The sequence below is a fragment of the Streptomyces sp. S07_1.15 genome (assembly GCF_020739505.1).
Lineage (GTDB): Bacteria > Actinomycetota > Actinomycetes > Streptomycetales > Streptomycetaceae > Streptomyces > Streptomyces xinghaiensis.
The window spans coordinates 3,433,213-3,459,287 of record NZ_JAJBZK010000001.1; the positions used below are offsets into that span (position 1 = coordinate 3,433,213).

The following is a 26,075-nucleotide window of genomic DNA, read 5'->3' on the forward strand; positions in this document are numbered from 1 at the left end:
GAACGGCCGCCGCCGGGCCGCCCGGCGGCTCCCGTCCGCCGCACCCGGCCGTCGCACCCGTCCGGCCGCGCCCACCCGGCGGAGGCGGATGCCGAACGTGAAAATTCGAGGTGAAAACGTCGCGGCCGTTCCCAGCGGCGGCCCGCATCCCTTAACTTTCCCTTCCACACCGGCTGTTCGCATCACGGACCCGCTCCACCGGATGCCGGACAGTCGTCGCCGACCGCCCCCCATCGGCCCAGTCCTCTGCCGGAAGGAACCTCCGTGGATGTTCGCCACCCGCGCCGGACGATAGCGGCCATAGCCGCCGCCGCGCTCGCCACTCCGCTGCTGCTGGCCTCGGCCGGCCCGGCCACCGCCCACCCGGACCCGGCCCACCGGTCCGCCAAGCTCGCCAAGAAGCTGGTCAAGCGCTCCTCCGCCGAGAACGCCCACCGCCACCTGGAGAGATTCCAGGCCATCGCAGACTCCACCGGCGGCCACCGCGCCGCCGGTTCGCTCGGCTACGACGCCTCCGCCGCCTACGTCTACAAGCTGCTCAAGAAGGCCGGCTACAAGGTCGCCTACGACGACTTCACGTTCGTCTACACCGAGACGCTCGCCGAGAAGCTGTCCGTGGTCTCGCCGGAGGCGCGGGACATCGAGGTCTCGGCGATGACCTACACCACCAGCACCCCCGAGGGCGGCATCACCGCGCCCCTCGCCGCCGCGCCGGTGGACGAGGACGGCACCAGCGGCTGCGACGCCGCCGACTACGCCGGCCAGACCTTCACCGGGAAGATCGCGCTCATCAAGCGCGGCGGCTGCACCTTCGCCCAGAAGCAGGCCACGGCCGCCGACGCCGGGGCCGTCGGGGCGATCATCTACAACAACACCGACGGCTCCCTCGCCGGAACCCTCGGCGCCGCCGACGCCGGCCGCATCCCGACCGGCGGCATCACCCAGGAGGCCGGTGAGGCGCTCGCCGCCGGGGCCGCGCAGGGCGAGGTGACCGTCTCGTACGAGATCCGGGCCCTCCAGGAGGAGCGCACCACCCGCAACGTCATCGCGGAGACCCGCGGCGGCAGGGCCGACCACACGGTGATGCTCGGCGCTCACCTCGACTCCGTCGCCAAGGGCCCCGGCATCAACGACAACGGCTCCGGCTCGGCCGGCCTGCTGGAAGTGGCGCTGCAGCTGGCGAAGTCCCACGCCAAGCCCGCCAACAAGGTGCGCTTCGCCTGGTGGTCGGCCGAGGAGCTGGGCCTGCAGGGCGCCGAGAACTACGTCGCCGACCTGACCGAGGCACAGCGCGAGCAGATCGAGCTCTACCTCAACTTCGACATGATCGCCTCGCCCAACTACGGCCTCTTCGTCTACGACGGCGACGACTCCGACGCCGTGGGCGCCGGTCCCGGCCCCGAGGGGTCGGCCCAGCTGGAGCGCCAGATCACCGACTTCCTCGACCGCCGCGGCACGCCGCACGCGGGCACGGACTTCACCGGTCGCTCGGACTACGGCCCCTTCATCGAGGCGGGCATCCCCTCGGGCGGCACCTTCACCGGCGCCGAGGGCGTCAAGACGGAGCAGCAGGCCGAGCTGTTCGGCGGGCAGGCGGGCGTCGCGTACGACCCGTGCTACCACGAGGCGTGTGACGACCTGTCGAACGTCAGCATGGAGGCGTTCGACGTCAACATCGACGTGATCGCCAACGCCGTCGGCACCTACGCCCACGACCTGCGCTCCCTCACCGAGCCGGTGGAGTCCGTCCCCACCGACGGTGACGCGGGCAGCGGCGGCGGCCTGCACGAGGGCCACACCCACGAGCGGCCCACCGAGTAACACCGGGCGGAACCGGCCGGCACCCCGGCCGTCTCCCCGCCCGGGCGACCGCGGGTGCCGGGCCCTCCGCCCGGCGCCCGCGGCGCACACGCGGGCGCCCCGGGCGGGCCGCCTCGGATCGCCCGGCGCTCCGAGGCTGCGCCCGGAGTGCCCGGCCCGGTAGGCTTTCCGTGTGATCTTCAAGCGCATCGGAAACGGGCGGCCGTACCCGGACCACGGCCGGGACAGCACCCGCCAGTGGGCGGACGTGGCTCCCCGCCCGGTCCGCCTCGACCAGTTGGTGACGACCAAGGGGCAGCTCGACCTGGAGACGCTCCTGGCCGAGGACTCCACCTTCTACGGCGATCTCTTCGCCCACGTCGTGAAGTGGCAGGGCGATCTGTATCTGGAGGACGGGCTGCACCGCGCGGTCCGCGCCGCGCTCCAGCAGCGCCAGGTGCTCCACGCCCGCGTGCTCGACCTGGGCTGAGCCCGGCCGCCCGGCCGTCTGTTGCCCCTTTCGGGTTGAGGGGCCCGCCACACATTGATCCTTTAGTAGGCAGAAATGACAGCCCGCACTACGCTGCGCCCATGAGCATGCTCACTCCTCCCGGCATGGGCGGGAAGTACCGCATCACGGGCAACCGTTACCCGCGTATGCGCAGGCCGCGGCACCGCCGCGTCGTTCTCGCGGCGATCGGCGCCACCGCGGCCGTCGCCCTCATCGGGTGGGGCACGCTCCAGGTCGTCGACATCTTCACGGGCGGCGGCGGCAAGGCCCGCGCGGCCGCCGGCAACAAGAACTGCGCGGTGAGCCGCCAGGCGAGCGCCTCCCCCGCGCCGAAGCCGAGGGTGCTGCCGAAACCGGGCGAGATCACGGTCAACGTCTACAACGCCACCACCCGCGCCGGGCTGGCCAAGAAGACGGCCAAGGCGCTGGAGAAGCGCGGCTTCACGATCGGCGAGGTGGACAACGCCCCGGCCGCGTACGACAAGAAGGTCAAGGACACCGCGCTGCTGCTGGGCGCACCCGCGGCGGAGAAGGGCGCGTTCGAGGTGGTCGGCGCCCACGTCACCGACTCCCGGACGAAGCAGGACAAGGGCCGCAAGAAGACGGCCGAGGTCGACTTCATCATCGGCAAGGCCTTCACCGGGCTGGCGCCGGAGAAGCAGGCCGCCGAGACGGTCACCGCCCTGGTCAGCCCTTCACCCAGCCCCTCCGCCACCCCGAAGTGCTGAACCGGCCGCCGCCGGACGCGGCGGAGCCCGCCACCCCGTGAGGTGACGGGCTCCGCCGCGTGGGTCCGGGGGTCAGCCCGCGGTGCCGTACATGCGGTCCCCCGCGTCACCGAGGCCGGGCACGATGTAGCCGTGCTCGTTCAGCCGCTCGTCCACCGCGGCCGTCACGACCGTGACCGGGGCGCCGTCCAGCTCCCGCTCCATCAGCTCCACGCCCTCGGGCGCCGCCAGCAGGCAGAGGGCGGTGACGTCGTCCGCGCCCCGGGTGATCAGCTCATTGATCGCCGCGATGAGGGTGCCGCCGGTCGCCAGCATCGGGTCGAGGACGTAGACCTGACGCCCGGAGAGGTCGTCCGGCATCCGGGTCGCGTAGGTCGAGGCCTGCAGCGTCTCCTCGTTGCGGAGCATGCCGAGAAAGCCCACCTCGGCGGTGGGCAGCAGCCGCACCATGCCCTCCAGCATCCCCAGCCCGGCCCGGAGGATCGGCACCACCAGGGGGCGCGGGTGGGAGAGCCGCACCCCGGTGGTCGCGGTCACCGGGGTCTCGATGCCGGCCTGTTCCGTGCGCACGTCGCGGGTGGCCTCGTACGCGAGCAGGGTCACCAGTTCGTCGGCGAGCCGCCGGAAGGTGGGGGAGTCGGTGCGCTTGTCGCGCAGTGTGGTGAGTTTGTGCGCCACCAGCGGGTGGTCGACGACGTGGATCCGCATGGCACCGACACTAACCGCTCCCCGGCCGGGCGTGCGCCGCGCGGGCCCCCGGCGCACGCCCCGGCCCGCCCGCCCGCGTCCGGTCGCATCAATATCCGCGCGCGGGGAAAGTGGGAGGAATACCCCCCGGGCCACGGGGCCCGGGACCGGCACCGCCGTCCGGGCGGTGCCGCGAGCGGATGGGGATGGTGTCTGCATGGCGGACCGCGACCGGGGAACCGACGAGGCCTCGCCCGCGACCGCGGCGGAGTCCGCCGCGGAGCGGCGCCGGCGCCGTGCCCAGTTCCTGCGCGAACTCCACGAGGCCCGGGAGCTCCGCGACCGGGTGCAGCCGCGGCGCGCCCGCGCCGCCCGGATGCGCCAGCAGATGCGGATGCGCACCTTCCGCTGGTGAGCGGAGCCGGACACGCCGCCGACAGCCCTTCCCCTCCTTGCATTTCAGGGCAGCCCCGAACCGTCTCGATCAGGCTCGATAAGAGACCGATCACAGGACTGGTACACGACGCACAGTCGAAGACCTCTCACAATGGCGTTGTTTCTGCCACGATTCCGAGTGGACGGGACAGCGGAACAGCCGCGCCCGGTACGGCCCCGGCACACGCCTATGACCAGTGGGAGAGTCACGGTGTACTTCGCCGCACTGCTCGCGCGCACCGAAGACGGGTGGGAAGCGAGCGACACAGAGCTCGACGATGTGGAGTCCCTGGCCGATCTGATGGATCTGGCCCGAGGGGCATCGACCGACGACGACACGGTGATCGCCTTCATCGAGCAGGAGGACGCCTGGTTCGGCCTCCTGCGGGTCGACGGCGAAGAGGATCCGCGCATCTTCATCTCCGACGGGGCGGCCGCCGCCCGCAGCTCGTACGGCGAGATCATGCTCACCGACGAACTGCTCGGCAGGGACCCGGACGACCTCGACGACCTGGTCGACCTCGACGGCACCGAGGACGGCGAGCCGGACGACGACGAGGAGACCGCCGACGACGGCGTGCCCCCCGGCCCGATCGGGGACTCGCTGATCCTCGACGACCTCGGGATGTCCGAGAGCGACCTGCTCGCCCTGGACACGGACGCGCTCAGCTCGATCGCCGACGCCCTCGGCTGCGTGGACGTCCTGGAAGCGGTCCGCTGAGGAGCGGGCCGCCCCGCCCCTGCCCGACACTGTCCCCATGGACCCCACCCCCTCCCCGGCCGTCCGGACCGGACACCCCGGCCCGGACGGCCGCACCGAGCCCCCGCACGACCCGGTACGGGACCGCTGGCGGCCCGCCATGCGCCTGGCCCTGACCGAGGCCGTCCGCGCGCCGGAGACGGGTGACGTCCCGGTGGGCGCCGTCGTCCTCGGCCCGGACGGGGCTGTGCTCGGCCGCGGCCGCAACGAGCGGGAGGCGGCCGGCGACCCGACGGCGCACGCCGAGGTGCTCGCGCTCCGCGAGGCGGCCCGCGCCCGCGGGGAGTGGCGGCTGTCCGGCTGCACCCTCGTGGTGACCCTGGAGCCCTGCACCATGTGCGCAGGCGCCGCCGTCCTCTCCCGCGTCGACCGGGTCGTGTACGGGGCGCCCGACGCCAAGGCGGGCGCGGCCGGCTCGCTCTGGGACGTCGTACGGGACCGCCGGCTCAACCACCGCCCGGAGGTGATCGCCGGGGTGCTCGCCGAGGAGTGCGCCGCTCCGCTGACCCGCTTCTTCCGGGGCGGAGAGCCCTGACGGGCCCGTCCCGCCCGCCGCACGGGGAACCGGATTTCGATCCCGGGGCCGCCTCCGCTAAGCTCTCTCCCGGTAGCGTGTCCGAGCGGCCGAAGGAGCTCGCCTCGAAAGCGAGTGTGGCGCAAGTCACCGAGGGTTCAAATCCCTCCGCTACCGCTCTTCGCGAAGGGCCCCGCCGATCCGGCGGGGCCCTTCGCGCGTCCCGTTCCGGCCCTCTCCGCGTCCGCGGGTATCCGCAGGCCACCGGCCCATTGCCCGGAGCGGCAAGATCGCCGTACGCTCTGGCCCCGCACGGGCGTTCGGGCGCTAGACTCACGCGACTGCTCAGGGGGCAGCACGCTCGGCACCGGGGCAGGGAGGCGGTTCGTCATGGCACAGGCGAAGAAGATCGGGATGTACCTGCTCATCGTCTTCGTGCTGTACACGATCATCACCTCCCCCGACCGGGCCGGTGAGCTCGTCCAGATAGGCTTCGACGGCATATCCACCGCCGCCCAGGGCGTCGGTGAGTTCATGTCCCGGCTGGTCAACTGAGCCGGCCGGTGTCCGGCCGGGGGTCCCCGCCGGCCCCGTGAGCCCTGTGAGCCGCATGAGCCCCGCGAGGAGCGTCCCGTGATCCGCCATCTGGTCCTTTTCAAGCTGAACGAGGGCGTGCGGCGCGACGACCCGCGGGCCGCGGCCGGCGCCGAGGCGTTCCGGGAGCTCGGCGGAGTGATCCCGGAGCTGGAGTTCTGGGAGTGCGCCTGGAACATCGCCGACCGGCCCATCGCCTACGACTTCGCCATCAACTCCGCCGTGGCCGACGCGGACGCCCTGCGGCGCTACCTCGAACACCCGGCGCACCAGGCCGCCGCGGCGATCTGGCGCGAGTTCGCCACCTGGGTGATCGCCGACTACGAGTTCTGAGGCCGGCTCCGGCCGCGGGCGGCCCCTCACCCACCCCGGGTGAGGGGCCGCCGCCGTACCCGGGCCGGCCCCGAACACCCCCGGGGCGCGCCCCTAAGCGGCCGGGAACCGCCCGGGCGGCCGCTCCGCGCCGCGCCTCCGCGCACTCCTCACCGGCCGCGCCGACGGCCCAACTTGCCACGGACACGGCAGTATCCGGTGCTTGCACACGACGCGCATGTCTTGTGATGCTATGACCGCTTTTGCCGGATGATGAACTCTGTGAAGGGGTGGCATGACCGCTTCGGCTCGCACCGCGCCCGCGACGCCCTTCCGGAGCGGCATCGGCCGATCCCGCGAGAGCCGCGGGGCCGACACCCGCGCCCTCACCCAGGTCCTCTTCCAGAAGCTCTCCGGACTGACCCCCGGCACCGCCGAGCACGCCCGGGTGCGCACCGCCCTGATCGAGGCGAACCTGCCGCTGGTGCGCTACGCCGCCGCCCGCTTCCGCAGCCGCAACGAGCCCATGGAGGACGTGGTCCAGGTCGGCACCATCGGCCTGATCAACGCCATCGACCGGTTCGACCCCGAACGCGGCGTCCAGTTCCCCACCTTCGCCATGCCGACCGTCATCGGCGAGATCAAGCGCTACTTCCGCGACAACGTCCGCACCGTCCACGTACCGCGCCGGCTGCACGAGCTGTGGGTCCAGGTGAACGGCGCCACCGAGGACCTGACCGTGCTGCACGGGCGCTCCCCCACCACGGCCGAGATCGCCGAGCGCCTGCGCATCCCCGAGGAGGACGTCCTCGCCTGCATCGAGGCCGGCCGCTCGTACCACGCGACCTCGCTGGAGGCGGCCCAGGAGGGCGACGGCCTGCCCGGTCTGGTCGACCGCCTCGGCTACGAGGACCCGGCGCTCGCCGGGGTCGAGCACCGCGATCTGGTGCGGCATCTGCTGGTCCAGCTGCCCGAGCGGGAGCAGCGCATCCTGATGCTCCGTTACTACAACAATCTGACGCAGTCGCAGATCAGCGCGGAGCTGGGGGTCAGTCAGATGCATGTGTCACGCCTGCTGTCGAGGAGCTTCGCACGCCTGAGGTCCGCCAATAGAATCGAGGCGTAACCGGGACGAGTGGCCATTCCTGCGCAGATAAATCGACTTGGCACTACAGCGCGTTGCCGACATGTGACATTCTGCAGGAACTGTGTTTGCCGTGGCGCCGCCTCCGGTATTCAGGTGGAGGCTGGTTCTCCTCTTCCGCGAGGATGCCGCTGCGACTCGTCCGCAACCCAAGGGGGTGGCATGTCCGTAGAACTGGGCAGCTCGAAGGTGCTCACCAATGACGCACCGCATGTGTTTGACGACTGCGCCGCCATCGACACCCGCACCCTCTCCCGCTCCCTGTTCCTGCGGCTCGCCCACCTCGACCAGGACAGCCCCGAGCGTGCCTACGTCCGGGACACCCTGATCGAGCTGAACCTCCCCCTGGTGCGCTACGCCGCCGCCCGCTTCCGCAGCCGCAACGAACCCATGGAGGACATCGTCCAGGTCGGCACCATCGGCCTGATCAAGGCGATCGACCGGTTCGACTGCGAACGGGGCGTGGAGTTCCCGACGTTCGCGATGCCGACCGTCGTGGGAGAGATCAAGCGCTTCTTCCGGGACACCAGCTGGTCGGTGCGGGTCCCGCGCCGGCTCCAGGAGCTGCGGCTCGCGCTCACCAAGGCGAGCGACGAGCTCTCGCAGCAGCTCGACCGGTCCCCGACCGTCCCCGAGCTCGCGGCCTGCCTCGGCGTCTCCGAGGAGGACGTCGTCGACGGCCTCGCGGTGGGCAACGCCTACACCGCCAGCTCCCTGGACTCGCCCGCCGCCGAGGAGGACGGCACCGAGGGCTCCCTCGCGGACCGCCTGGGCTACGAGGACACGGCGCTGGAGGGCGTCGAGTACCGGGAGTCGCTGAAGCCGCTGCTGGCCAAACTCCCGCCCCGGGAGCGGCAGATCATCATGCTCCGCTTCTTCGCCAATATGACGCAGTCGCAGATCGGCGAGGAGGTCGGCATCTCCCAGATGCACGTCTCCCGGCTGCTCACCCGCACCCTCTCCCAGCTCCGCGAGGGCCTGGTCTCGGAGGAGTGACCCACGCCGGCCCCCGGGGCCGGTGACGCGTACGTACGCACGGACGGCCGCCGCGGCGCAGGGAAGCGCCGCGGCGGCCGTCCGTGTGGTGCAGAGGGTGAGGGGCGGGGCGGGCCCGTGGAGCGCGTCCCGCCCGGAGCTCCGGGCACGGCTCCGTACGCGGATCCGCGCGGGGCCGTACCGAGCGGCGCGGACGCGCGCCCCGGCCCGGGAGTGAACGGGCCCCGGGCCCCGGGGCCCGGGCGGCTCAGGACATGGCGAGCCAGGCCACCCCGGCGATGATCGCGAGCGCGGCGACGACGCCCACGATCAGTCCGACGCGCGGCCCGGAGGCGGCGGGGGCGGGCTGCCGCTGCGGAGCGCCCTCGTCGACGAAGGCGCGGAACATCTGGGTGCTGCCCGCGGGGTCCGGCTGGTGCGCGGGGCCGTGAGGGTTGTTCGTCATGGGGCGGACCCTAGCGAACCACCGGCCGCGCCCCAACCCCCGGGGCGTTCCGGGGGCCGTCCGCCCGCCGGGCCCGTCCGGGCCGGTCCCGGCCGGCCGCGCCCGGGTACCTCGTCCGCTTCCGGGGCGGCAGCCGCTCCCCGCCGGAACACCGGCGGCAGCGCACGGCAGCGCACAGCAGCGCACGGCCCGGGCGGCAGCCTTTCCGCTTCCTTTACCCGAGCCGCCCGGGTATGAACTTGCCTTCAGCAACCAACAGAACTTACTGTTGCCCTGAGCAACTACCAAGGAGGGGTGCGTGGCGGAGCTGAGCCACTTCGAGGAGCTGGCCCGCCGGCTCGGCGGCGTCGAGGCGGTGAGGCGCGGCCTCTCCCGCGCACTCCCGCCCGACTGCCAGCCCGCCTCGGCCACCGTGCTCGCGCTGCTGCACCACCACGGGGAGATGCGCATGAGCCGCCTCGCCGAACTGCTCGACATCGACATGTCGGTGACCAGCCGGCATGTCGCCCATGCCGTCGGCCGCGGCTGGATCGACCGCGCACCCGACCCGCTCGACAAGCGGTCCCGGCTGCTCAGCCTGAGCCCCCGCGGCCGCGAACTGCTCCGCGGGGTGTCCGCCCGCAGCGCCGCGACCCTCGCCGAGGCCCTGGCGGACTGGGCCGACGAGGACGTCGAGCGCCTGAACGAACTGCTGGCCCGGCTGCGGGCCGACTTCGGCTCCACCTGCCGGACCCGTGGTGAGCGGCATCAGCGCGCCGCGGGGCCCGGCACGGCGGATGCCCCCGCTCTCCCCACCGCCCCCTCGTCACCGTGATCCCCGAAACCCCCGTGAGGAAAAGGAAGCGCATGGCCACCACCCCGCCCGCCGGTGTGCGGAGGGACGCCCCCACCGGCTCGCCCGCCGGAGACACCCCGCCCATGACCCACCGGCAGATCATGGAGGCGCTCTCCGGGCTGATGCTCGGCATGTTCGTCGCGGTGCTCTCCTCGACGATCGTCTCCAACGCCCTGCCGGAGATCATCTCCGACCTCGGGGGCGGGCAGAGCGCGTACACCTGGGTGGTCACCGCGTCGCTGCTCACCATGACGGCGAGCACCCCGCTCTGGGGCAAGCTCGCCGACCTGGCGAGCAAGAAGACCCTGATCCAGCTCTCCCTGGTCGTCTTCGTGCTGGCCTCGGCCGGCGCGGGCCTCGCGCAGAACACCGGCACCCTGATCACCTTCCGGGCGGTCCAGGGCCTGGGCATGGGCGGCATGGCCGCGCTCACGCAGATCGTGATCGCCGCGATGATCTCGCCCCGCGAGCGCGGCCGGTACAGCGGCTACCTCGGGGCCACGTTCGCCGTCGCCACCGTCGGCGGCCCGCTGATCGGCGGTGTCATCACCGACACCTCGTGGCTCGGCTGGCGCTGGTGCTTCTACGTCGGTGTGCCGTTCGCCGTGGCCGCGCTGATCGTCCTGCAGAAGACCCTGCGGCTGCCGGTCGTCAAGCGGGACGTGAAGGTCGACTGGGCGGGCGCCTCGCTCATCGCCTCGGCCGTGTCGCTGCTGCTGATCTGGGTGACCCTGGCCGGTGACACGTACGCCTGGGCCTCCTGGCAGACCGCCGCCATGGTGGGCGGCTCGATCCTGCTCGGGCTGGCCTTCGTCCTCGTCGAGTCGCGGGCGAGCGAACCGATCATCCCGCTGCGTCTCTTCCGGAACCGGACCATCACGCTGACCTCGCTCGCCAGCCTCTTCGTCGGTGTGGCGATGTTCGGCGCCACCGTCTTCCTCAGCCAGTACTTCCAGCTCGCCCGGGGCGAGTCGCCGACCATGTCGGGCGTGCTGACGATTCCGATGATCGCGGGCCTGTTCCTCTCCTCGACCGTCTCCGGCCTGCTCATCACCCGGACCGGCCACTGGAAGCGCTGGCTGGTCACGGGTGCCGTCCTGCTCACCGCGGGCCTCGGCCTCCTCGGCACCATGCGGTACGACACCGCCTACTGGCAGCTCGCCGTCTCCATGGCCGTGCTCGGGCTCGGGGTCGGCATGATGATGCAGAACCTCGTCCTGGCCACGCAGAACCAGGTGGAGCCGGGCGACCTCGGCGCGGCCAGCTCCGTCGTCGCCTTCTTCCGCTCCCTCGGCGGCGCCATCGGCGTCTCGGCGCTCGGCGCGGTCCTCGGCCACCGCGTCGCCGGCTACGTCCGCGAGGGCCTGGCGGGGATCGGCGTCCGGCAGTCCGGTGACAGCGGCGGCATCCCCGACCTGGACACGCTCCCGGCGCCGGTGCGCGCGGTCGTCGAGAGCGCCTACGGACACGGCATCGCGGACATCTACCTCTACGCGGCCCCGGTCGCCCTCGTGGCACTGGTCCTGACGCTGCTGATCAAGGAGGTTCCGCTGAGGACGACCGGCGGCCTCCAGGAGGCCGTCGCCCGGCGGACGGCGGACGAGACGGCGACGGCCGGCCCGGGCACCGTGAAGACGGAACACCGGACTTCCGCGGGGGCCGGAACCACCACGGACGCCGGGCCCTCGGGCCCCCTCGCCGCGGCCGGCAGCCACCGGGCCTGCTCCGCGGCCTCCTCGCCGGACGGGAAGAACGGCTGACGGCCCCACGGCGCACCCCCGCGCGGAAGGGTCCCGGAGCGGGCGGCCCCGCGGTTCACGCGCCGCCCGCTCCGGGCTCCGTCCGCCGCTCCGCCCCGCCGCCGCCGCGCCGCACCGGCGGAGCCGCGGGACCGGCGGGCCGGATGCCGAAGTCGCGGGCGGCGTTGTCGTGACAGACCGCGCGCAGCCAGTCGTCCCCGAGGTCCAGCCGGGCCAGCGCGCGGAGGGCGTGCGCGTACGGGTAGGGGATGTTGGGGAAGTCGGTGCCGAGCAGCACGCGGTCACCGAGCGCGGCCAGCCGGGGGAGTTCCGGGAGAGGGAAGGGGCAGATCTCCTCGGAGAAGTCCGTGAACGCCATGGTGGTGTCCAGCCGCACCCCCGGATGGCGCTCGGCGAGGTCCAGGAAGTCCGCGTACTCGGGCATGCCCATGTGGGCGACGATCAGACGCAGCCGCGGGTGGCGGGCGAGCAGCCGGCCGACCGGCCCCGGACCGGTGAACCTCCCCGGGACGGGCCCCGAACCGCAGTGGATCACCACGGGGACGGCGGCCTCCGCCAGCAGCCCCCACACCGGGTCGAGCAGCGGGTCGTTCGGGTCGTACGCCCCCACCTGAAGGTGTGACTTGAAGACGCGGGCACCGCCCTCGACCGCGGCCCGCACATACTCGCCGGCCCCGGACTCGGGAAAGAAGGTCGCCGAGTGCAGGCAGTCCGGTGTGCGGCGGGCGAAATCGGCGGACCAGGAGTTGAGCCAGGCGGCCATCCCCGGCTTGTGCGGATAGAGCAGCGAGGTGAAGGCGCGCACCCCGAAGGCCCGGAGCAGGGCCGTGCGTTCCTCCTCCGTCCGCCGGTAGGTGATCGGCCAGGGCCGCCCGGTCAGCGGCCCGGCGGCGTCGAAGTAGGCCCAGACCTTGCGCAGCACGCGCTCGGGCATGAAGTGCGTGTGGACGTCGATCAGCCCGGCCAGCCCCAGCTCCCGCCGGAACCGGGCCACCTCCCGCACCTCCGCCCCGCCGCCCTCCCCCGGGCTCTCCTCGGCGGGCGCCCCGCTCCCGGCCGGGCCGGCGCCCCGTCCGGCGTGCCTCGGCGGCTCAGTCCTCCCGGTCATACAGCATGCTCCCCGGCTCGGCGGTCACGGAGCCGCCAGTATGCGCCGCGGGCCTGTCCGGCAGGTGTGGGAGGGGCACCTGATCCGGACGGCAGCCGTGGCCTCGCCGGGCCGAGGCGGCCACGTGCACCGGGAGCCCGGCGTTGTCGTCACCGACGGCGGACGGTCACCGCGCCACCACGGGGGGCGGCCTTTCAGCGCGAGCGGCACGTCGGCGACCGTGACCTCCGGGGCGGCCACGGTCGCCTCCCCGCCGTTCCTCCGCCGCGTCCCTGCCGTCTCCCCCCGCCGTCGGCGGGCTCGGTGCCCGGCCCGGGTCCAGTCGTCCGGCAGCAGGATCATGCGGTGGGCTTCGAGCGCTGAGCCGCGGCGGTGCAGACCGGGTCACTCTTGTCCGGCACCGGCACCGGCACCGGAACCGGCACAGGCACCGGCAGATGCAGATGCAGATGCAGATGCATACCGTTCACCTTCCTCGCTTGTCGTTCACCATCGGTCCGACTCGGAGGGGCCTTCTCGGAGCATGCCCCGATCGACCGGGCACCGGACCGACCGGACCAGTGCCCGCATCGGATGCCGTGCCGGCGACGCGCGCCTCACACCGGGCTGGGCAGGGCGCCGAGCGCGCGGCCGGCACGGTGGGCGGACTCCAGTGCTCCGGCGTGCATCCGCGCGGCCTGGTCCTTGAAGGAGTCGAGGGCGGGATTGACGCCGACGAGGGTGAACTCGCGTTCGATCACGGTGAGGTCGGCGCCCCAGTGGTCGGCGATGATGCGCCGCAGGTACGGCGTGGAGTGGTCCCAGCCCTCCCGCGGCGTGCCCGGGCCGTAGGCGCCGCCGCGGACGGTGGCGAGCACCACGGGCTTGCCGCCGAGGAACCGCTCTCCGGCCGCCCGCGGGTCGGCGCAGACGAGGTCGATGTACGTCTTGAAGTGCTGGGAGACGCCGTAGTTGTAGAGCGGGACGCCGAACAGGACCGCGTCGGCGGCGATCAGTTCGTCGACGAGCGCCGCCGCCAGAGCCACGGCCTCCCGCTGTTCGGCGGTGCGGTCGGACTCCGGCGTCATGCCGCTGGTCACCGCCGCCGCCCAGGCAGTGGCGGGCAGGGTCTCGACGCCGATGTGGCGGCTCACGACCGTGTCCCCGGGGCGGGCGGCGAGCCACTCCTCCTCGACCATGTCCGCGATCTCGCGGCTCGCGGAGTCATGCGTGCGGATGCTGGCGTCCAGCCGGAACAGGGTCACGGCTCCTCCTCGGATCGATTAGTTCAAGCTTGAAGTCACCATACCACCTCAACTTCAAGCTTGAACTGAACCGGAAGTTGTTACTTCACTCGTGAAGCGAACGGCTACGCTGAGCGGCATGCAGGACGAACCACGGTGGCTGTCCAGCTGGGAGCGCGAGGCCTGGCTGGCCCTGGCGGGCCTCATGCTGAAGCTCCCCGGCGCCCTGGACGCCCAGCTCCTGCGTGACAGCGACCTCACGCTCTTCGACTATCTGGTGCTCAGCTCCCTGTCGATGACCCCCGGGCGGACCATGCGACTCAGCGACCTGGCCCACCACACCAGCAGCTCACTGTCCCGGCTGTCGAACGTCGTCAAGCGGCTGGAGCGGCGCGGCCTGCTGCACAGGGAGCCCGATCCGGACAACTCCCGCTACACCGTCGCGGTGCTGACCGACGCCGGCCTGCAGCGCGTGGTCGAGGCGGCTCCGGGGCACGTCGCGGCAGTGCGCCGCTACGTCATCGACGGACTGACCAAGCAACAGGTCGAGGTACTGCGCGAGGTGGCCTGCCACGTGACCCGGCAGGTCGACGGAGAACCGGAGAAGCCGCCGGAGACGCCATCGTGACGTGAAGGGCCGGCCCTTCAGCTCACCGGCGGCGGCACCGCGAGGACCAGCCCGTTCCGCCCCTGCTCCTGCGCGGGGATTCCGCCCCACCCGTGCCATCCGGCAGCGAGGGCCGACCCCGGCGGCTGTCGCTTCACTGCCTACGGCACGCGAAAGCCCCCCGGATGATCTCCGAGGGGCTTCTGAACTGTGCGCGCTCGGCAGGATTCGAACCTGCAACCTTCTGATCCGTAGTCAGATGCTCTATCCGTTAAGCTACGAGCGCTTGCTTTTCCGGCGTTTCCGGCCGGTCGGCGTTGCGGGAACAACATTACATGACCCGTCGCGTGAGGCGAAATCCATTGTTCGGACCTCGCCCGACCTGCGGAAACAGCCGTTCGGGGCCCTCGCGCGGACCTGCCGGGACGACGGAAGCCCCGGCCGTCGGCCGGGGCTTCGATGATCCTGGGGATCGAGCGGAGGCTCCGGGATTTGAACCCGGGATGGGGGGTTACCCCAAACCGCATTAGCAGTGTTCTCCCCTTCGTCCGGCGGCCACCTTCCCCGACCTCTGCCGCTCCCTTTGCCCAGCTCAGAGGCATGGGCCCGTCCGGCGTGGACCACCCGGGACGACGCGCGGCCGTGCCTCTTGGTGCCATCGGTGTGCCATCCGAGGGACGGCCGGACGCGCGAGAGCCGCACCCCGGGAAGGCGTGCGGCTCTCGACGGCGCGGCGGATCAGAGGTCGGTGCGCTTCCCTTGGCCCGGCCGCTGGAAGTTCAGGATCGTGGCCGGCTTCCACACCGGGGAGCGGCCGAAGACGGCATCTTCCTTCGGCAGCTCGCCGCGCTTGCGGGTGCGGTACGCGCGGATGGTCTGCGGCTTGACGCCCCAGTGGTCGGCCACGTCCTGCACCGTCCAGTAGTCGGCGTTCGGGTCTGGCACGGTTCGCTCCCCTGTCTTCGTGGTGTGGACAAAGTGTATGGCCCCCAACTTCGCTCGCCTGATGTTGACAAGGTTCTACCCTGCCCCGTAACCTTGTCAACATCACAGGGACAAGGTGAGGGACAGGACATGACGAAGACCGAGGCCACCCAGACGGCCAACTGCCTCCGTTGCGGCAGGGCTCTCCGCGCCCCCCGCTCGATCGCCAACGGCTACGGCCGCACCTGCAAGGCCAAGGTCCGCGAAGCCGCCCGCGCCGAAGTCATCGCCGCGCACAAGCCCGCCCAGGTCGCCAAGGCCCTGGAGCTGATCGAGCTCGGCGGCATCGTCGCCGTCCGCGGCCGCCGCGTCTTCCGCACGGTGAGCAGCGACGGCACCCGCACCTACCTCAGCGCCCCGCAGGCGTGCAACTGCGCCGCCGGCCTCAAGGCCAAGCACGTCTGTTTCCACCGGATCGCAGCCCAGATCGTGGCCGCGGCCTGACAGCAGGACGGCCCCGGGCCGGTGCACGAACACCAGCCCGGGGCCTCGACCCGACCGCCCTCCGAGACAGGGAGATCAGACCTATGCAGGACCGTACCCCCGGCGCCCCGCCGGACAACCCCCGCACCGAGCCCGAGCCGCAGCACGACCGCGCCGAGGACACCCCGGCCGACGCCCTCCCCCCGCTCCCCCAGCGCACCCGCGGCGGGTCGCTGTGAACGCCCGGCAGCAGGCCGCCGCCGAGCTGGAGGCCGCCCGCCGCCAGGCCGCCGAAGACCTGGCCGCCGCCCGGGCCGCGCTCGACGCGCAGCGCGAGGCCGCCGCCCGCCTGGCCGCACTCCACCGAGGAGCCCAGCAGTGAACGCCCGCGACATCCCCGCCCCGGTGCGCGAGCTGCTCGCCGCCCTGGCCGACGCCGTCGACCTCCCGCTCCCCGACATCACCGACGCCGACGAGCGCCGGGCCGGGTACGTCCTCCGCGACCGGGCCCGCTCCGCCGTCGTCGTGGCGCGCACCGTCCTCGACAACGGCCACGACCCGGCCCACGCCGCCGCCTACCTGCGCAGGCGGACCGCCGAGACCCCCGCCGACTACCAGCCCTGGCGCGGTCCGCTGAACGGCGGTGAGGGCCGATGACCGCCGCCGCCCGTACCGTCCGCCGCGCCGTCCTGGCCGCCCACCACTTGATGGGCCGCCCCCCGGTGCTGCTGGCCGCCCTGGTCGTCGCCGTCGTCCTGCTGCTGGCCCACCAGTGGGAGCCCGCAGCCGCCGCCCTGGTGGTGGCCGCCGCCGGATGGGCCAGCGCCACCCGGCCCATGACGGGCGCCCCGGACGGCTGCCCGCTGTGCGCCCCCGCCCCCCGCACCACCGAGGAGACCCCCGATGCGTGATGTCCTGACATGGGCCACCGCCCACCCCCTGCCCGCGGCCGGCGCCGCCCTGCTGCTCCTGGCCGCCGTCTCCGCCCTCGGCTGGCTCGCTGTCCGCACCGTGCGGCGCGCCACCGCCCGCACCCCCGGCGCGGTCGTCACCGCTGCTCTGGCCGCCGCCGCGTGTACCGCCTACAGCGCTGACACCTCGTGGCGGTTCGCCGCACACCGGCTCGACATGGACAGTGCCATGGAGCGGGCCGCGATGTTCGCCGCGGCCGAGCTGGCCCTGTTCGCCACCGCCCTGATGGCACGGCAGAACCTGCGCACCACCGGAGCACCCGGCACCCCGGGCGCGCTGGTGTGGCTCATCACCGGGGTGCAGATCATCCCCGCGTTCGCCGAGTCCGGGTTCGTCGGCGGCCTGGTGCGCGCCGTCGTCGGCCCGGTGCTGGCCGCGCTGCTGTGGCACCTGGCCATGGGCATCGAGCTGCGGCACCACAAGCCGGGCGAGGAATCCGGGAGCCTGCCCGCGGTGCTCGGCAGGGAGCTGCGTGAGCGGCTGCTGTCCCGGCTCGGCCTGGCGGTGCGGGACCGCAGCGCGGAGCAGATCAGCCGGGACCGGGCCACGGTGAAGGCCGTCGCCCTGGCCGCCAAGCTGGCCGACATGGGCCCGAAGGCCCGGGGCCGGGCGCGGGTGGCGCACCGCCTGTCCGTGGCCGTTGGGCGGGCGCAGGCGGGCGCGGATGCGGATCAGCGGCGGATGCTGCTGGAGCTGCTGGCCGCGCGCCGTCACGCGGCCGACCTGGCAACGATCGCCCTGCCCTCGCCGTGGGAGACCGGGCGGACGCAGGTGGACGCCGAGGTGACGGTCGAGCGGGCCGACGGGTCCGGGGAGCCCGCCGAGGTGGACGCCGAGGTGAACAACGAGGTGACACCCGGGCCCCGCCCAGAGCTCGCGCCGGCACCGGCCGAACCGCTGGTCATCTGCGGTGGACACACCGCGTTCACCCCGGCCGTTCCGCCCCGTGAGGTGGACACCGAGGTGAACAACGAGGTGGACACCCCGGCGGGTCGGCTCTCCGCGGATGAGGCGATGAACCGTATCCGTGTGGCGTGGACGCTGGGCAAGCCCGTCACCGAGGCGGCCGAGCTGTCCACCCGGTCCCGGTCCTACGTGCACAAGGTGTACGCCCGGCTCGACGAGGAGCGGCATGAGCGCTGGGAGTCGGACCGTTCCGCGGATGCCGCCTGGATGGAGCAGCTGAACGCCGACCGGTCCGGGGCGGTGATGTCGTGAGCGCCCGCCGCGCCCCCAAGCGGGCCGCCGCCCCGGTCCCCGGACAGCTCGGCATCTTCGGATCCCCCGACCCCTGGCAGCCCACCGGCTGCGCCTGCTGGCCGCCCGTCCCCCGGGGCTGCCACCACTGCCGGACCTGCGACACCTGCCAGGACTGCGGCCGCTGCGCCGGCACCGGCTGTCTCTGCGAATGCGAGGACTCATGACCGAGCACGTCCACCACGCCGGATGCGGCTGCTACTCGCCCGACGCGCTGCCGGTGCACCGCCCGCAGCCGCTCCCCACCGAGCCGCAGCAACAGGCCGTGCCGCAGGTCGTCCACGTCCACCAGGCGCCGCCGGACCGCACCGTCCAGCGGGTCGCGCTCGGCGCCGGCATCGGCGCCGGGACGGTCGCGGCCGGGGTGTACTTCGGCCCGCTCCTGGTGGCCGCCATGACGTCCATGGCGATCAGCCTCGCCGTCGTCGCCCTGGTCGTCGCCGTCGTCGGCTGGACGGTCGTCTCCGTCGTCCGCGCGGTCGGCGGACCGGAAGGCACGCAGGCCGCGAAGAACCTCAAGCGCCGGAAGGGCTGACCGGCTGCCTGTCCTCGCCCGACCACGACGGCCGGGCGGGGGCGGGGAGCCGGGACAGACCCGGCCCACCACCGAGGAGGACACCCATGGACCGCCACCAGCTGCCCACCGGCCTGGACCTGGAGAACATGACCGGCCGCCAGCTGCGCGACCTCACCCCGGCCGACTTCCGGGCGAAGGCTGTCGCGCTGCTGCTCAAGGCCGAGATCCCCGGGGAGCACTACCGCCGCGCCGAGCTGACCGAGCGGGCCGCCGTCTGGGCCCGGCTCGCCACCGCCCCGCAGGAGCGCTGACCGATGCCGCTGCCCGAACGCACCTACACCCCGGCCGAGCGGCGCCGCCGTGCTGCGCTGCTGCTGCGCACCACCAAGCAGGCCGCCGCCGACGCCGTGAGCCCGCGGCTCAACCGGGAGATCGACCGCATCGACGCCGCCGCGGAGGAGCGGGCCGCCCGTGAGCGCAACGCCCTGGCCCGCGAGCTGGAAGCCGCGAAAGAGGAACTGGCCGCCGCCCGCGTCGCCGAGCGGTGCGCGCCCCGGCCGGACCGTGCCGCGGCCAAGACCGCCCGCAAGCAGGCCGAGGACCGGCTGCGCCGCGCCGAGCGGGCCGCCCGCAGGTAGAGACCCCCGGGGCGGGCGCCACGCCTGCCAGCAGACCGCCCGCCCCGGGCCCCCGGCACCCCTGTTACGAGCACCAGGAGAGACCAGCATGACGGAAACCACCACCGTCCCGGAGCAGGTGAACGGCATTGCCGTGCCCGCCCCGCCGACCGTGCCCCTGACCAAGCCCGAGCCCGCTGCGGAGGCGCCGGCACCGGCCGCCGTCGACGCCGACCAGGAGCAGCAGGCGCAGCCCGTCGACAACCCCGCGCTGCCCGCGCCCGGCGTCACCGAGGAGAAGCGGCGCCCGATCATCCCCGAATGGCTCCGCACCGACGCATGGGCCACCACCCGGCACGCCGCGTCCCGGGCCTGGTACGCCACCGCCTACCACGGCGTCCGGCTCCCCGCGTACAGCGTGCAGCTCTCCGCCATGGCGCCCCGCGGCGCCGCCCGCTTCCTCACCAGCACCGGCCGGTGGGTGTGGGACCGGGAGGCCGCGCCGCTCCGTGCGGCCGCCGTACGGGCCGAGGACGCGGCCGAGTACCTGACCCTCGCCCGGCTGCGGGCGCAGCGGGTCCGGCTGCGGGCCCTGGTCACGCTGGTGGCCGCCGTGTTCGGCGTCGGCCTGGCCGCCTCCCTGTACGTCATGGCCCCGGGCTGGCTGTACGCCATGGCGTCCGTGTCCGTCCTCGCCCTCGGGTGGGCCGGCCAGTCCGAAGACGCGCCGGTCGTCGGCCCGGCCGTGCTGCGCACCGAAGTGCAGAAGCTGACCAGCCACATCGTGCTGCGCGGGCTGGACGCCATCGGCAACACGAAGATCTCGGCCGCCATCAAGAAGGGCGGAGACATGAACGGGCTCCGCTTCACCGCCCCCATCACCCGCGACGGGCCCGGCTACCGCGCCGACCTCGATCTCCCCTACGGCGTGACCCCCGATGACGTCATGGAAGCCCGCAAGCCCCTCGCCTCCGGCCTGCGCCGCAAGGTCGGCTGCGTGTGGCCCTCCCCCGACCCCGACGAGCACGAGGGCCGCCTGGTCCTGTGGGTTGGCGACCGGCCGATGAACGAGACGACGAAGCCCGCATGGCCGCTGCTGCGGGAGGGGCAGGTCGATCTCTTCCGCCCGGTCGTGCTCGGCAACGACCAGCGGATGAGGGACATGACCGTGACCCTGATGTTCGCCGCGATCGTCATCGGCTCCATCCCGCGCATGGGCAAGACGTTCCTGCTGCGCCTGCTGCTGCTCATCGCCGCGCTCGACCCGCGCGCCACCCTGTATGCCTTCGACTTCAAGGGAACGGGGGACCTCGGCGCCCTCGAAGACGTGTGCCACCGCTACCGGGCCGGGGAGGAAGACGAAGACCTCGAATACGTGGTGGCCGCCCTGCGCGAGCTCAAGGACGAACTGCGCCGCCGGGCGAAGGTGGTCAAGTCCCTGCCGCGGTCGCGCTGCCCGGAGTCGAAGGTCACCCCGGCCCTGGCCAGTGACAAGTCCTTGGGTCTGCACCCGATCGTCGTCGGGTTCGATGAGTGTCAGGTGCCGTTCGAGCACGAGACGTATGGGGCTGAGCTGGAGTCCATTTGTACGGACATCACCAAGCGCGGCCCGGCCCTGGGGATCGTCGGCATCTTCGCCACGCAGCGGCCCGACGCCAAGTCGCTTCCGCCCGGGATCTCCGCGAACGCCGTCCTGCGGTTCTGCCTCAAGGTGATGGGGCACACCGCAAATGACATGGTGTTGGGGACCGGGGCCTACAAGGCGGGCATCCGGGCGACGATGTTCTCCCGGTCCGACCTCGGTATCTGCTGGATGGCCGGCGAGGGCGACGACCCGCGGATCGTGGCGTCGGCGTTCGTGGACGCGCCGGCCGCTGAGAAGGTGGTGGCCCGGGCGCGCAGGCTGCGTGAGGAGTACGGCAACGTGACCGGGCACGCGCTCGGCCAGGGGCCAGACGCCACTGCCGGGACGGACGTCCTGGCCGACGTCCTGGCCGTCCTCGCCCCTGACGAAGAGCGGGTGTGGTGCGAGCGCCTGGCCGCGCGTCTCGCGGAGCTGCGGCCGGAGACGTACGGCGGGTGGAAGGGCGAGCAGGTGACCGCTGCGCTCAAGCCGTGGGGCATCAAGAGCGGCCAGGTCTGGGGCACCGATGACGAGGGCCAGGGCGCGAACCGGCGCGGGATCACCCGGGCCGACGTGACCGCCGCCGTCACGCGCCGTAACGCCGATCGGGCCGCGGGCTGAGCCGAGCGGGGGTGCTAGGTCTAGCGGCCCGCGCTGCTAGGTCTAGCACCCCCGCTAGCGGCCGAACCCCGGCCTGACCAGTGATCTAGTGTCTAGCGCCTCACCAGCGCGAACGCCCGGAATCCCGCCCAGACAGGGAGTTGAGACCCCGATGGTCCTCGCTATGATCTCCGCCGTCCTCTGGCTCGCCGCTTACTCTGCGTTGTGTGCGGCGCAGCCGTTCACCCCGGCCGGGAAAGCGCGGCTCGGCCGCCGTCTGCTGAACCGGTGGCGCGCCACCAGGGACGCCGGCAGCCGCTGATCCCGCCCCCGCACGACGATGACGGCCCCGCCCCTGGGGAGCACCAGGGCGGGGCCGCCGTCGTGTTCTCAGCCGTCGGTCGGCGGGTGCTCGGCGACGAACGAACCCATGCCGGGCGTCGTCACGATCAGCCCCTCATCCCGCAGTGCCGCGGTGACCTTGCGCACCGTGGCCCGGGCCACGCCGAACTCGGCTTCCATCTGCACTTCGGACAGCCGGTGGTGCGGCGGGTACTCGCCGGTGCGGATGCGGTCCCGGATCACTTCGGCTATCTGTGCCCACTTCGGCCGGGTCGGGTCGAATTCGATCACGCGCCGGACTGTACGTATGCGGACACACCCGGGCATAGATGCGCCTAGGTATGGCTATGGATAGACACCCGTATACAGGATGTCTACGGTGTGTGAACCGCGAGAGCCCCGGCAACCGCGCGAACGGTCCCGGGGCACGGCCACCAGCGTGAAGGGCTGATGACATGACCGATGCTACCGACGGCCCAGACGGCCGCCCCTCGAACGGCTGCGAGACCTGCGGGCGGGACGGACGGGACGTCCAGCCGCGGCACATCATCGGCGGCACCGGCACCGGCTGGACGGTCGTCCTCTGCGACGACTGCGCCGGACTACCCCCGGACCCGGGCCGGGTGCCCGCCGGGGTCGACGCGGTGCTGCTGCGGACCGCCGAGCGGCGCCGCCGAGCGCGCGGCCAGTAGACCCCCGTCCCGGCCGGGGAAACCCTGGACAGGTCGAGCGGCCGGAGACGGGCCCCGGGCCCCGGTTGTCCTGCTTCCCCCTGTGGCAGGCGGCCGGGGCCCCTTCGCCTCCGGGGTGAGCCCGGGCAGGACGCGGCGTCACGAACCCGTCACAACCCCCCAGTACCCGCCCGACCACCCCACACCAGCCGACACCCTCACCACCCATGCGAACACCACACACCGCCGCCATAGCCACCGCCGCCGCGCTGCTCCTCACCGCCTGCGCCGGCCCCGACCCCGACCCCGCCGCGTGCAAGCAGGCCATGGCCGAGCAGCTGGACGACGCCATGAACACCGGCGCCGAAGGCCAGCGGCCGGCCGCCTGCGAGGGCGTGGACGCGGCCACCCTGGAACGCATCGTCGGGGAGGTCACCGAAGAGAAGATCGGCGAGGAGCTGGAAGACGCCTTCGGCGACCTCGGCGAGGACGAGGCGGAGCCCGCCACCCCGTAGCCCTCAGCGCCCGCCAGACGCCCGCACACGGGCCCCGGGCACAGCACGGCGCCCCCGGCCCGGGAACAGGCCAGGGGCGCCACCTGAGGGACGCTCAGTCGCCACGCCGCCGCGTGCTCAGCACCACCTGTGGGTTACCCCCACGGACGTGGATCGCCTGGCGCAGCCACATCAGCATCATGTCGTCCGTCCGGCCACCAGACGAGCGGATGTCCAACTCAACCTTGACCACCTGCTGACCACCGGCAGCAGCGATCCGCCGCGAGTCACCCGCCGTCCGCACCGTCGACCCCGGCGCCAGGTCCACCAACTCCGGGCCCTGCTCCCCGACCCACGTCAGACTCCCGCGCGGGCCGCCCGCGGCAGCACCACCGATGATCCCACCGTGAGCCTGCGGCTTGGCCTTCATGCTGCCGACGATGTTCATCACCACCGAGCCCACCGTGGCGCCCTGCCAACGGCGGATCGTGTCCCGCAGCGGCGAGGCGTCACCGAAGATCTTCGACGTCTTCGACGGCGCCCGCCACGCCTTCACCACACCCGCCGTCGCGTTGAACGCGGCCCGGTTACCGGCGATGATCGCGGTCTTCCTCGGCATCACCGTGTCGCGCACCCGCTCAACGGTGTTGTCGAATCCCTTCTTCGTGCCGCTGATCTTCGCCTGGTACTTCTTGGCGGCCGCACTGTCGCCCTGCCGCACCGCCTCCCGGATCTTCGTCTCCCAATCCGCGATGTTCTGCAAGAGCCGGCCGCGCTTCTCCGGCGGGAGATTCTCGTCGTTCAACTGCTCCCGCGCGGTGGCGATGTTGTCCTCCCAGTTCCGGATGTTCATCATCAGCCGGTTCTGTTCGAGCTTCGGCAGCGTGGAGTCGCGGAACTCATTCAGCTTCCCGGCCGCAGCGTCCAAGTTCTCCAGCACACCGTCCTTGAAGACTCGGAAGCTGTCAGCCGCGCCCTTCACGTCCTCGCCGATCCCGGGAATCCAGCCGAACGCGGTAGCCGCACCGTTGGCGATCACCCCGAACGCTTCCAGGGCGACGACCGCCATGATGCGGAAGATCCCGAACGCCTTCGGCAGGCCGTCCACCACCGCAATGGCGAACCGCATCACCGCGTCCGTGCCCTGCTGGAAGATCTCCTGAATCCTCCCGCGGTTGTTCTTCACGAAGTTCGTCAGCCGGTCCGTCCACCCCATCGAACCGTTCATCGACCCGAACGCCGGCAACACCGAATCCAGCAGGGCGCGGCCGAGGTTCTTCACGTACGGCAACGCGATCTGGAACAGGTCAAACAGGTTCTTCATTGGGATGATGGCCAGGCGCACCGCGCCGCCGAGGACCTTCCCGAACAGCTCGGCGAGCGGGCGCACCGATCCGCTGGTCTTGTCCAGCGAGCCGGCCATCGTGTCCATCAGCGGCTTGAGTGCGTCGATGGCGGGGCGCAGGCCGTCCATGATGGCGCTCACCACCGTGCCGATATGCCGGAACACCGCGCCGAGCGCTGCGCCGAACGTGTCGGAGAGCGACCCGGACAGGCGACCCAATGCGGGCAGGATCATGTTCAGCGCGTCGAAGAGCCCGGTGAACATCTTCGCCGAGCCGCCGATGCCCTGCTCCAAGCCCTTGAACATCCCGGGCAGGCCCTTGCCCAGGACATCCGCGAGGCCGCCGCCGAGCGCGTCCAAGGTCTGCTTGGACTTCGCACCGAACTCAAGGAACGCGATCGAGAACGAGCCCACCGACCGGGCGAACCGGTCCACGAACTGCGCCCCGAGTTCCATGTTCTTCTTGAGCGCCGACCGGAACCGGCTGCCGGCAATGAACTCCCCCGCGTCACGGCCGAGGTCACCGAGGACTTTCGCCATGTCCCGCAGCCCGCCCTTGAAGGTGTTCACCGCGGGCGCCGCGGCCTTGAGCCCGGCCGTGAATCCGGGAAGGGCGATCTTCTGAATCTCCTTGCCGAACCCGCCGAACTCTTTCTTCGCCGACACCAGCGTCTTGGTGAACTCCCGCTGCGCCGGACTCATCCGCTTGAGCGCCTTCGCGTACTCCTTCTGGTCCTCACCCGCCAACTGCACGGCGTCCCCCACCCCGGCAAATGCGAGCTTCGCCGTGATGCCCGCGACCGCGGCACCGGTCAGCATCGGCGCGAAGGAGCCCAACGCCGGGAGGGCGGACAGCGCGGCGACACCGGCCGCCGCCAACGCCCCCGCCATCCCCCCACCACCGCCGCCGGCCTTCGACCCGATCGCGCCGGTGGCATCCCCGGCCGCGTCCGCCAGCCCGTCCAGCCCCCCGGCGATACGGCGCAGGTTGCCCCGCAAGCCCGAGCTGTCGTCGGTCAGGCCGCGCATCCCGTCGCCAAGACTCGACACCCGCCCGTCAAGGTCGTTCAACCCGTCACCGAGCCGCACCGCGTCGTCGTTGAGGTCGGAGAACCGGGAGGTGACCGCGGCCGCCCTGGTGGACAAGGTCCGCAGCCCCGTACTGGCAAGCACTGCGTTCGTCCGCAGGTCCCCCAACGCCTCGGACGTCGCAGCCACCCGGCCCCGCAGCGTCCGCAACGCCCGCGACGCGCCCTGAGCGGTCCTCTCCAGCGCGTTCAGCGCCACCCCGGCCAGATCCGCCCGGGACGCCATGCCGTCCAGCGCAGGCCCCGCCTGGCGGGCGTTCTGCCGCAGCTGGCGGACGGCCTGGTTCACCGCGGCGATACCCGTACCGGTCTGGTTGGCGACCCGCACGCGGATCTCGATGTCATTCGCCATGCGGGCCACCGCCCGCCAGGAGCAGCAGCAACTCGGCCTCATCGCCCGGACCCCACGGCCCGGCATCCGCGGCGTCCACGGCCGCGGCCCGCAGCGCGTCCAGCAGCTGCTGGAACTCGGGCGCGTCCACCTGCCCGGACTCCCCCAGCTCCCACGCCCGCCGGAACTCGGCCTCCGTCCACCCGGGCAACGGGATGTCCAACCCGTCGAACTCGGCGAACCCGTTCAACCGCACCACCACCGGCACCGGCCCGCCTGCGCCGGAACCCCGGCCCTTCAACCAACCGAGCATGGCGACCTCCTCAAGGTCTTTGGACAACGTTGTCAGAA

At 72.6% G+C, this 26,075-nt stretch carries 34 protein-coding genes, 2 tRNA genes and 1 pseudogene; 27 read left to right on the plus strand and 10 right to left on the minus strand.

Annotated elements, in window-relative coordinates; genetic code table 11:
- The first annotated feature begins 291 nt into the window (after positions 1-291).
- The 3 genes from LIX60_RS14725 to LIX60_RS14735 all read left to right on the plus strand — a co-directional run bounded on the left by LIX60_RS14725 (position 292) and on the right by LIX60_RS14735 (position 3,039).
- Positions 292-1,821 carry a M28 family metallopeptidase gene (locus LIX60_RS14725; protein WP_227962774.1) on the plus strand — a complete coding sequence of 510 codons (1,530 nt, stop codon included), beginning with the start codon at positions 292-294 and terminating at the stop codon, positions 1,819-1,821.
- Positions 1,822-1,993: 172 nt separating this feature from the next.
- Complete coding sequence (locus LIX60_RS14730) at positions 1,994-2,290, plus strand: type II toxin-antitoxin system VapB family antitoxin (RefSeq protein ID WP_019707468.1); 297 nt, start codon at positions 1,994-1,996, stop codon at positions 2,288-2,290.
- A 101-nt stretch (positions 2,291-2,391) separates the two neighbouring features.
- Positions 2,392-3,039, plus strand: coding sequence for a LytR C-terminal domain-containing protein (locus LIX60_RS14735; RefSeq protein WP_227958814.1), 648 nt, complete (start codon positions 2,392-2,394; stop codon positions 3,037-3,039).
- A 72-nt stretch (positions 3,040-3,111) separates the two neighbouring features.
- Here the strand turns inward: LIX60_RS14735 and upp are convergent, their stop codons facing one another.
- Positions 3,112-3,747: a uracil phosphoribosyltransferase gene (gene upp, locus LIX60_RS14740; protein ID WP_227958815.1), complete on the minus strand. Its 636-nt coding sequence runs from the start codon at positions 3,745-3,747 to the stop codon at positions 3,112-3,114.
- A 196-nt stretch (positions 3,748-3,943) separates the two neighbouring features.
- Here upp and LIX60_RS14745 point away from each other — a divergent pair, with 196 nt between their 5' ends.
- From LIX60_RS14745 to LIX60_RS14780, 8 genes are all read left to right on the plus strand, one after another.
- Positions 3,944-4,141, plus strand: coding sequence for a hypothetical protein (locus tag LIX60_RS14745; protein ID WP_019707465.1), 198 nt, complete (start codon positions 3,944-3,946; stop codon positions 4,139-4,141).
- A gap of 210 nt (positions 4,142-4,351) precedes the next feature.
- Positions 4,352-4,882, plus strand: coding sequence for a hypothetical protein (locus LIX60_RS14750; RefSeq protein WP_227958817.1), 531 nt, complete (start codon positions 4,352-4,354; stop codon positions 4,880-4,882).
- Positions 4,883-4,919: 37 nt separating this feature from the next.
- Positions 4,920-5,456 (plus strand): tRNA adenosine(34) deaminase TadA, encoded by a 537-nt coding sequence (tadA, locus tag LIX60_RS14755; RefSeq protein WP_227958818.1) that lies wholly within the window; start codon positions 4,920-4,922, stop codon positions 5,454-5,456.
- A 71-nt stretch (positions 5,457-5,527) separates the two neighbouring features.
- Positions 5,528-5,612, plus strand: a tRNA-Ser gene (locus tag LIX60_RS14760).
- 213 nt (positions 5,613-5,825) lie between these two features.
- Positions 5,826-5,990, plus strand: coding sequence for a hypothetical protein (locus tag LIX60_RS14765; RefSeq protein ID WP_019706288.1), 165 nt, complete (start codon positions 5,826-5,828; stop codon positions 5,988-5,990).
- A 78-nt stretch (positions 5,991-6,068) separates the two neighbouring features.
- Positions 6,069-6,362 carry a Dabb family protein gene (locus LIX60_RS14770; RefSeq protein ID WP_227958819.1) on the plus strand — a complete coding sequence of 98 codons (294 nt, stop codon included), beginning with the start codon at positions 6,069-6,071 and terminating at the stop codon, positions 6,360-6,362.
- A 274-nt stretch (positions 6,363-6,636) separates the two neighbouring features.
- On the plus strand, positions 6,637-7,467 hold the full coding sequence (locus LIX60_RS14775) for an RNA polymerase sigma factor SigF (RefSeq protein ID WP_019707463.1): 831 nt from the start codon (positions 6,637-6,639) through the stop codon (positions 7,465-7,467).
- Positions 7,468-7,647: 180 nt separating this feature from the next.
- Positions 7,648-8,481, plus strand: a complete 834-nt coding sequence (locus LIX60_RS14780) for an RNA polymerase sigma factor SigF (RefSeq protein WP_227958820.1) — start codon at positions 7,648-7,650, stop codon at positions 8,479-8,481.
- A gap of 247 nt (positions 8,482-8,728) precedes the next feature.
- Here LIX60_RS14780 and LIX60_RS14785 read toward each other — a convergent pair whose 3' ends face one another.
- Positions 8,729-8,926, minus strand: a complete 198-nt coding sequence (locus tag LIX60_RS14785; RefSeq protein WP_227958821.1) for a hypothetical protein — start codon at positions 8,924-8,926, stop codon at positions 8,729-8,731.
- Between the two features lie 298 nt (positions 8,927-9,224).
- Here LIX60_RS14785 and LIX60_RS14790 point away from each other — a divergent pair, with 298 nt between their 5' ends.
- On the plus strand, positions 9,225-9,740 hold the full coding sequence (locus tag LIX60_RS14790; protein ID WP_227958822.1) for a MarR family winged helix-turn-helix transcriptional regulator: 516 nt from the start codon (positions 9,225-9,227) through the stop codon (positions 9,738-9,740).
- A gap of 32 nt (positions 9,741-9,772) precedes the next feature.
- Positions 9,773-11,342 (plus strand): annotated as a pseudogene (locus tag LIX60_RS14795) (MDR family MFS transporter); the annotation flags it as partial.
- Between the two features lie 234 nt (positions 11,343-11,576).
- Here the strand turns inward: LIX60_RS14795 and LIX60_RS14800 are convergent.
- The 3 genes from LIX60_RS14800 to LIX60_RS14805 all read right to left on the minus strand — a co-directional run bounded on the left by LIX60_RS14800 (position 11,577) and on the right by LIX60_RS14805 (position 13,873).
- Positions 11,577-12,629, minus strand: a complete 1,053-nt coding sequence (locus tag LIX60_RS14800; protein ID WP_227958823.1) for an amidohydrolase family protein — start codon at positions 12,627-12,629, stop codon at positions 11,577-11,579.
- Positions 12,630-12,967: 338 nt separating this feature from the next.
- Complete coding sequence (locus LIX60_RS31465) at positions 12,968-13,090, minus strand: hypothetical protein (RefSeq protein WP_265584859.1); 123 nt, start codon at positions 13,088-13,090, stop codon at positions 12,968-12,970.
- 135 nt (positions 13,091-13,225) lie between these two features.
- Positions 13,226-13,873 (minus strand): FMN-dependent NADH-azoreductase, encoded by a 648-nt coding sequence (locus LIX60_RS14805; RefSeq protein ID WP_227958824.1) that lies wholly within the window; start codon positions 13,871-13,873, stop codon positions 13,226-13,228.
- A gap of 118 nt (positions 13,874-13,991) precedes the next feature.
- On the opposite strand from LIX60_RS14805, the gene LIX60_RS14810 reads away from it, so the two are divergent.
- A complete protein-coding gene (locus LIX60_RS14810) occupies positions 13,992-14,480 on the plus strand; it encodes a MarR family winged helix-turn-helix transcriptional regulator (RefSeq protein WP_227958825.1) in 489 nt (162 codons plus the stop codon).
- A gap of 192 nt (positions 14,481-14,672) precedes the next feature.
- Here the strand turns inward: LIX60_RS14810 and LIX60_RS14815 are convergent.
- A tRNA-Arg gene (locus tag LIX60_RS14815) sits at positions 14,673-14,745 on the minus strand.
- 452 nt (positions 14,746-15,197) lie between these two features.
- Positions 15,198-15,404 (minus strand): AlpA family transcriptional regulator, encoded by a 207-nt coding sequence (locus LIX60_RS14820; RefSeq protein ID WP_227958826.1) that lies wholly within the window; start codon positions 15,402-15,404, stop codon positions 15,198-15,200.
- 129 nt (positions 15,405-15,533) lie between these two features.
- On the opposite strand from LIX60_RS14820, the gene LIX60_RS14825 reads away from it, so the two are divergent.
- The 11 genes from LIX60_RS14825 (at position 15,534) to LIX60_RS14870 (ending at position 21,474) form a co-directional block, all read left to right on the plus strand.
- Entirely contained in the window at positions 15,534-15,887 is a 354-nt protein-coding gene (locus tag LIX60_RS14825; protein WP_227958827.1) for a DUF6011 domain-containing protein, read from the plus strand.
- Positions 15,888-15,970: 83 nt separating this feature from the next.
- Positions 15,971-16,105, plus strand: coding sequence for a hypothetical protein (locus LIX60_RS31470; RefSeq protein WP_265584860.1), 135 nt, complete (start codon positions 15,971-15,973; stop codon positions 16,103-16,105).
- Positions 16,102-16,248 (plus strand): hypothetical protein, encoded by a 147-nt coding sequence (locus tag LIX60_RS14830; protein WP_227958828.1) that lies wholly within the window; start codon positions 16,102-16,104, stop codon positions 16,246-16,248. Before LIX60_RS31470 ends, LIX60_RS14830 begins: the two co-directional genes overlap by 4 nt.
- Positions 16,245-16,523, plus strand: coding sequence for a hypothetical protein (locus LIX60_RS14835; RefSeq protein ID WP_227958829.1), 279 nt, complete (start codon positions 16,245-16,247; stop codon positions 16,521-16,523). Before LIX60_RS14830 ends, LIX60_RS14835 begins: the two co-directional genes overlap by 4 nt.
- Complete coding sequence (locus LIX60_RS14840) at positions 16,520-16,777, plus strand: hypothetical protein (RefSeq protein WP_227958830.1); 258 nt, start codon at positions 16,520-16,522, stop codon at positions 16,775-16,777. Before LIX60_RS14835 ends, LIX60_RS14840 begins: the two co-directional genes overlap by 4 nt.
- The gene (locus LIX60_RS14845; protein WP_227958831.1) at positions 16,770-18,056 is read left to right on the plus strand and encodes a hypothetical protein; all 1,287 of its coding nucleotides are present in this window, start codon (positions 16,770-16,772) and stop codon (positions 18,054-18,056) included. Before LIX60_RS14840 ends, LIX60_RS14845 begins: the two co-directional genes overlap by 8 nt.
- Positions 18,053-18,262, plus strand: a complete 210-nt coding sequence (locus LIX60_RS14850; protein WP_227958832.1) for a hypothetical protein — start codon at positions 18,053-18,055, stop codon at positions 18,260-18,262. Before LIX60_RS14845 ends, LIX60_RS14850 begins: the two co-directional genes overlap by 4 nt.
- The gene (locus tag LIX60_RS14855; protein WP_227958833.1) at positions 18,259-18,630 is read left to right on the plus strand and encodes a DUF6251 family protein; all 372 of its coding nucleotides are present in this window, start codon (positions 18,259-18,261) and stop codon (positions 18,628-18,630) included. The genes LIX60_RS14850 and LIX60_RS14855 overlap by 4 nt, the downstream gene beginning before the upstream one ends.
- 86 nt (positions 18,631-18,716) lie before the next feature.
- A complete protein-coding gene (locus LIX60_RS14860; protein ID WP_227958834.1) occupies positions 18,717-18,923 on the plus strand; it encodes a hypothetical protein in 207 nt (68 codons plus the stop codon).
- Positions 18,924-18,926: 3 nt separating this feature from the next.
- Positions 18,927-19,250 (plus strand): hypothetical protein, encoded by a 324-nt coding sequence (locus LIX60_RS14865; RefSeq protein WP_227958835.1) that lies wholly within the window; start codon positions 18,927-18,929, stop codon positions 19,248-19,250.
- Between the two features lie 88 nt (positions 19,251-19,338).
- Positions 19,339-21,474, plus strand: coding sequence for an FtsK/SpoIIIE domain-containing protein (locus tag LIX60_RS14870; RefSeq protein ID WP_227958836.1), 2,136 nt, complete (start codon positions 19,339-19,341; stop codon positions 21,472-21,474).
- Positions 21,475-21,843: 369 nt separating this feature from the next.
- On the opposite strand, the gene LIX60_RS14875 is transcribed toward LIX60_RS14870, so the two are convergent.
- Positions 21,844-22,086 carry a GntR family transcriptional regulator gene (locus tag LIX60_RS14875; protein ID WP_227958837.1) on the minus strand — a complete coding sequence of 81 codons (243 nt, stop codon included), beginning with the start codon at positions 22,084-22,086 and terminating at the stop codon, positions 21,844-21,846.
- Positions 22,087-22,250: 164 nt separating this feature from the next.
- On the opposite strand from LIX60_RS14875, the gene LIX60_RS14880 reads away from it, so the two are divergent.
- Positions 22,251-22,487: a hypothetical protein gene (locus tag LIX60_RS14880; protein WP_227958838.1), complete on the plus strand. Its 237-nt coding sequence runs from the start codon at positions 22,251-22,253 to the stop codon at positions 22,485-22,487.
- 206 nt (positions 22,488-22,693) lie between these two features.
- Positions 22,694-22,981 (plus strand): hypothetical protein, encoded by a 288-nt coding sequence (locus LIX60_RS14885; RefSeq protein ID WP_227958839.1) that lies wholly within the window; start codon positions 22,694-22,696, stop codon positions 22,979-22,981.
- Between the two features lie 94 nt (positions 22,982-23,075).
- Here LIX60_RS14885 and LIX60_RS14890 read toward each other — a convergent pair whose 3' ends face one another.
- Positions 23,076-25,745: a hypothetical protein gene (locus LIX60_RS14890; RefSeq protein WP_227958840.1), complete on the minus strand. Its 2,670-nt coding sequence runs from the start codon at positions 25,743-25,745 to the stop codon at positions 23,076-23,078.
- Positions 25,735-26,037, minus strand: a complete 303-nt coding sequence (locus tag LIX60_RS14895; RefSeq protein ID WP_227958841.1) for a hypothetical protein — start codon at positions 26,035-26,037, stop codon at positions 25,735-25,737. The genes LIX60_RS14890 and LIX60_RS14895 overlap by 11 nt, the downstream gene beginning before the upstream one ends.
- Positions 26,038-26,075: the final 38 nt, after the last annotated feature.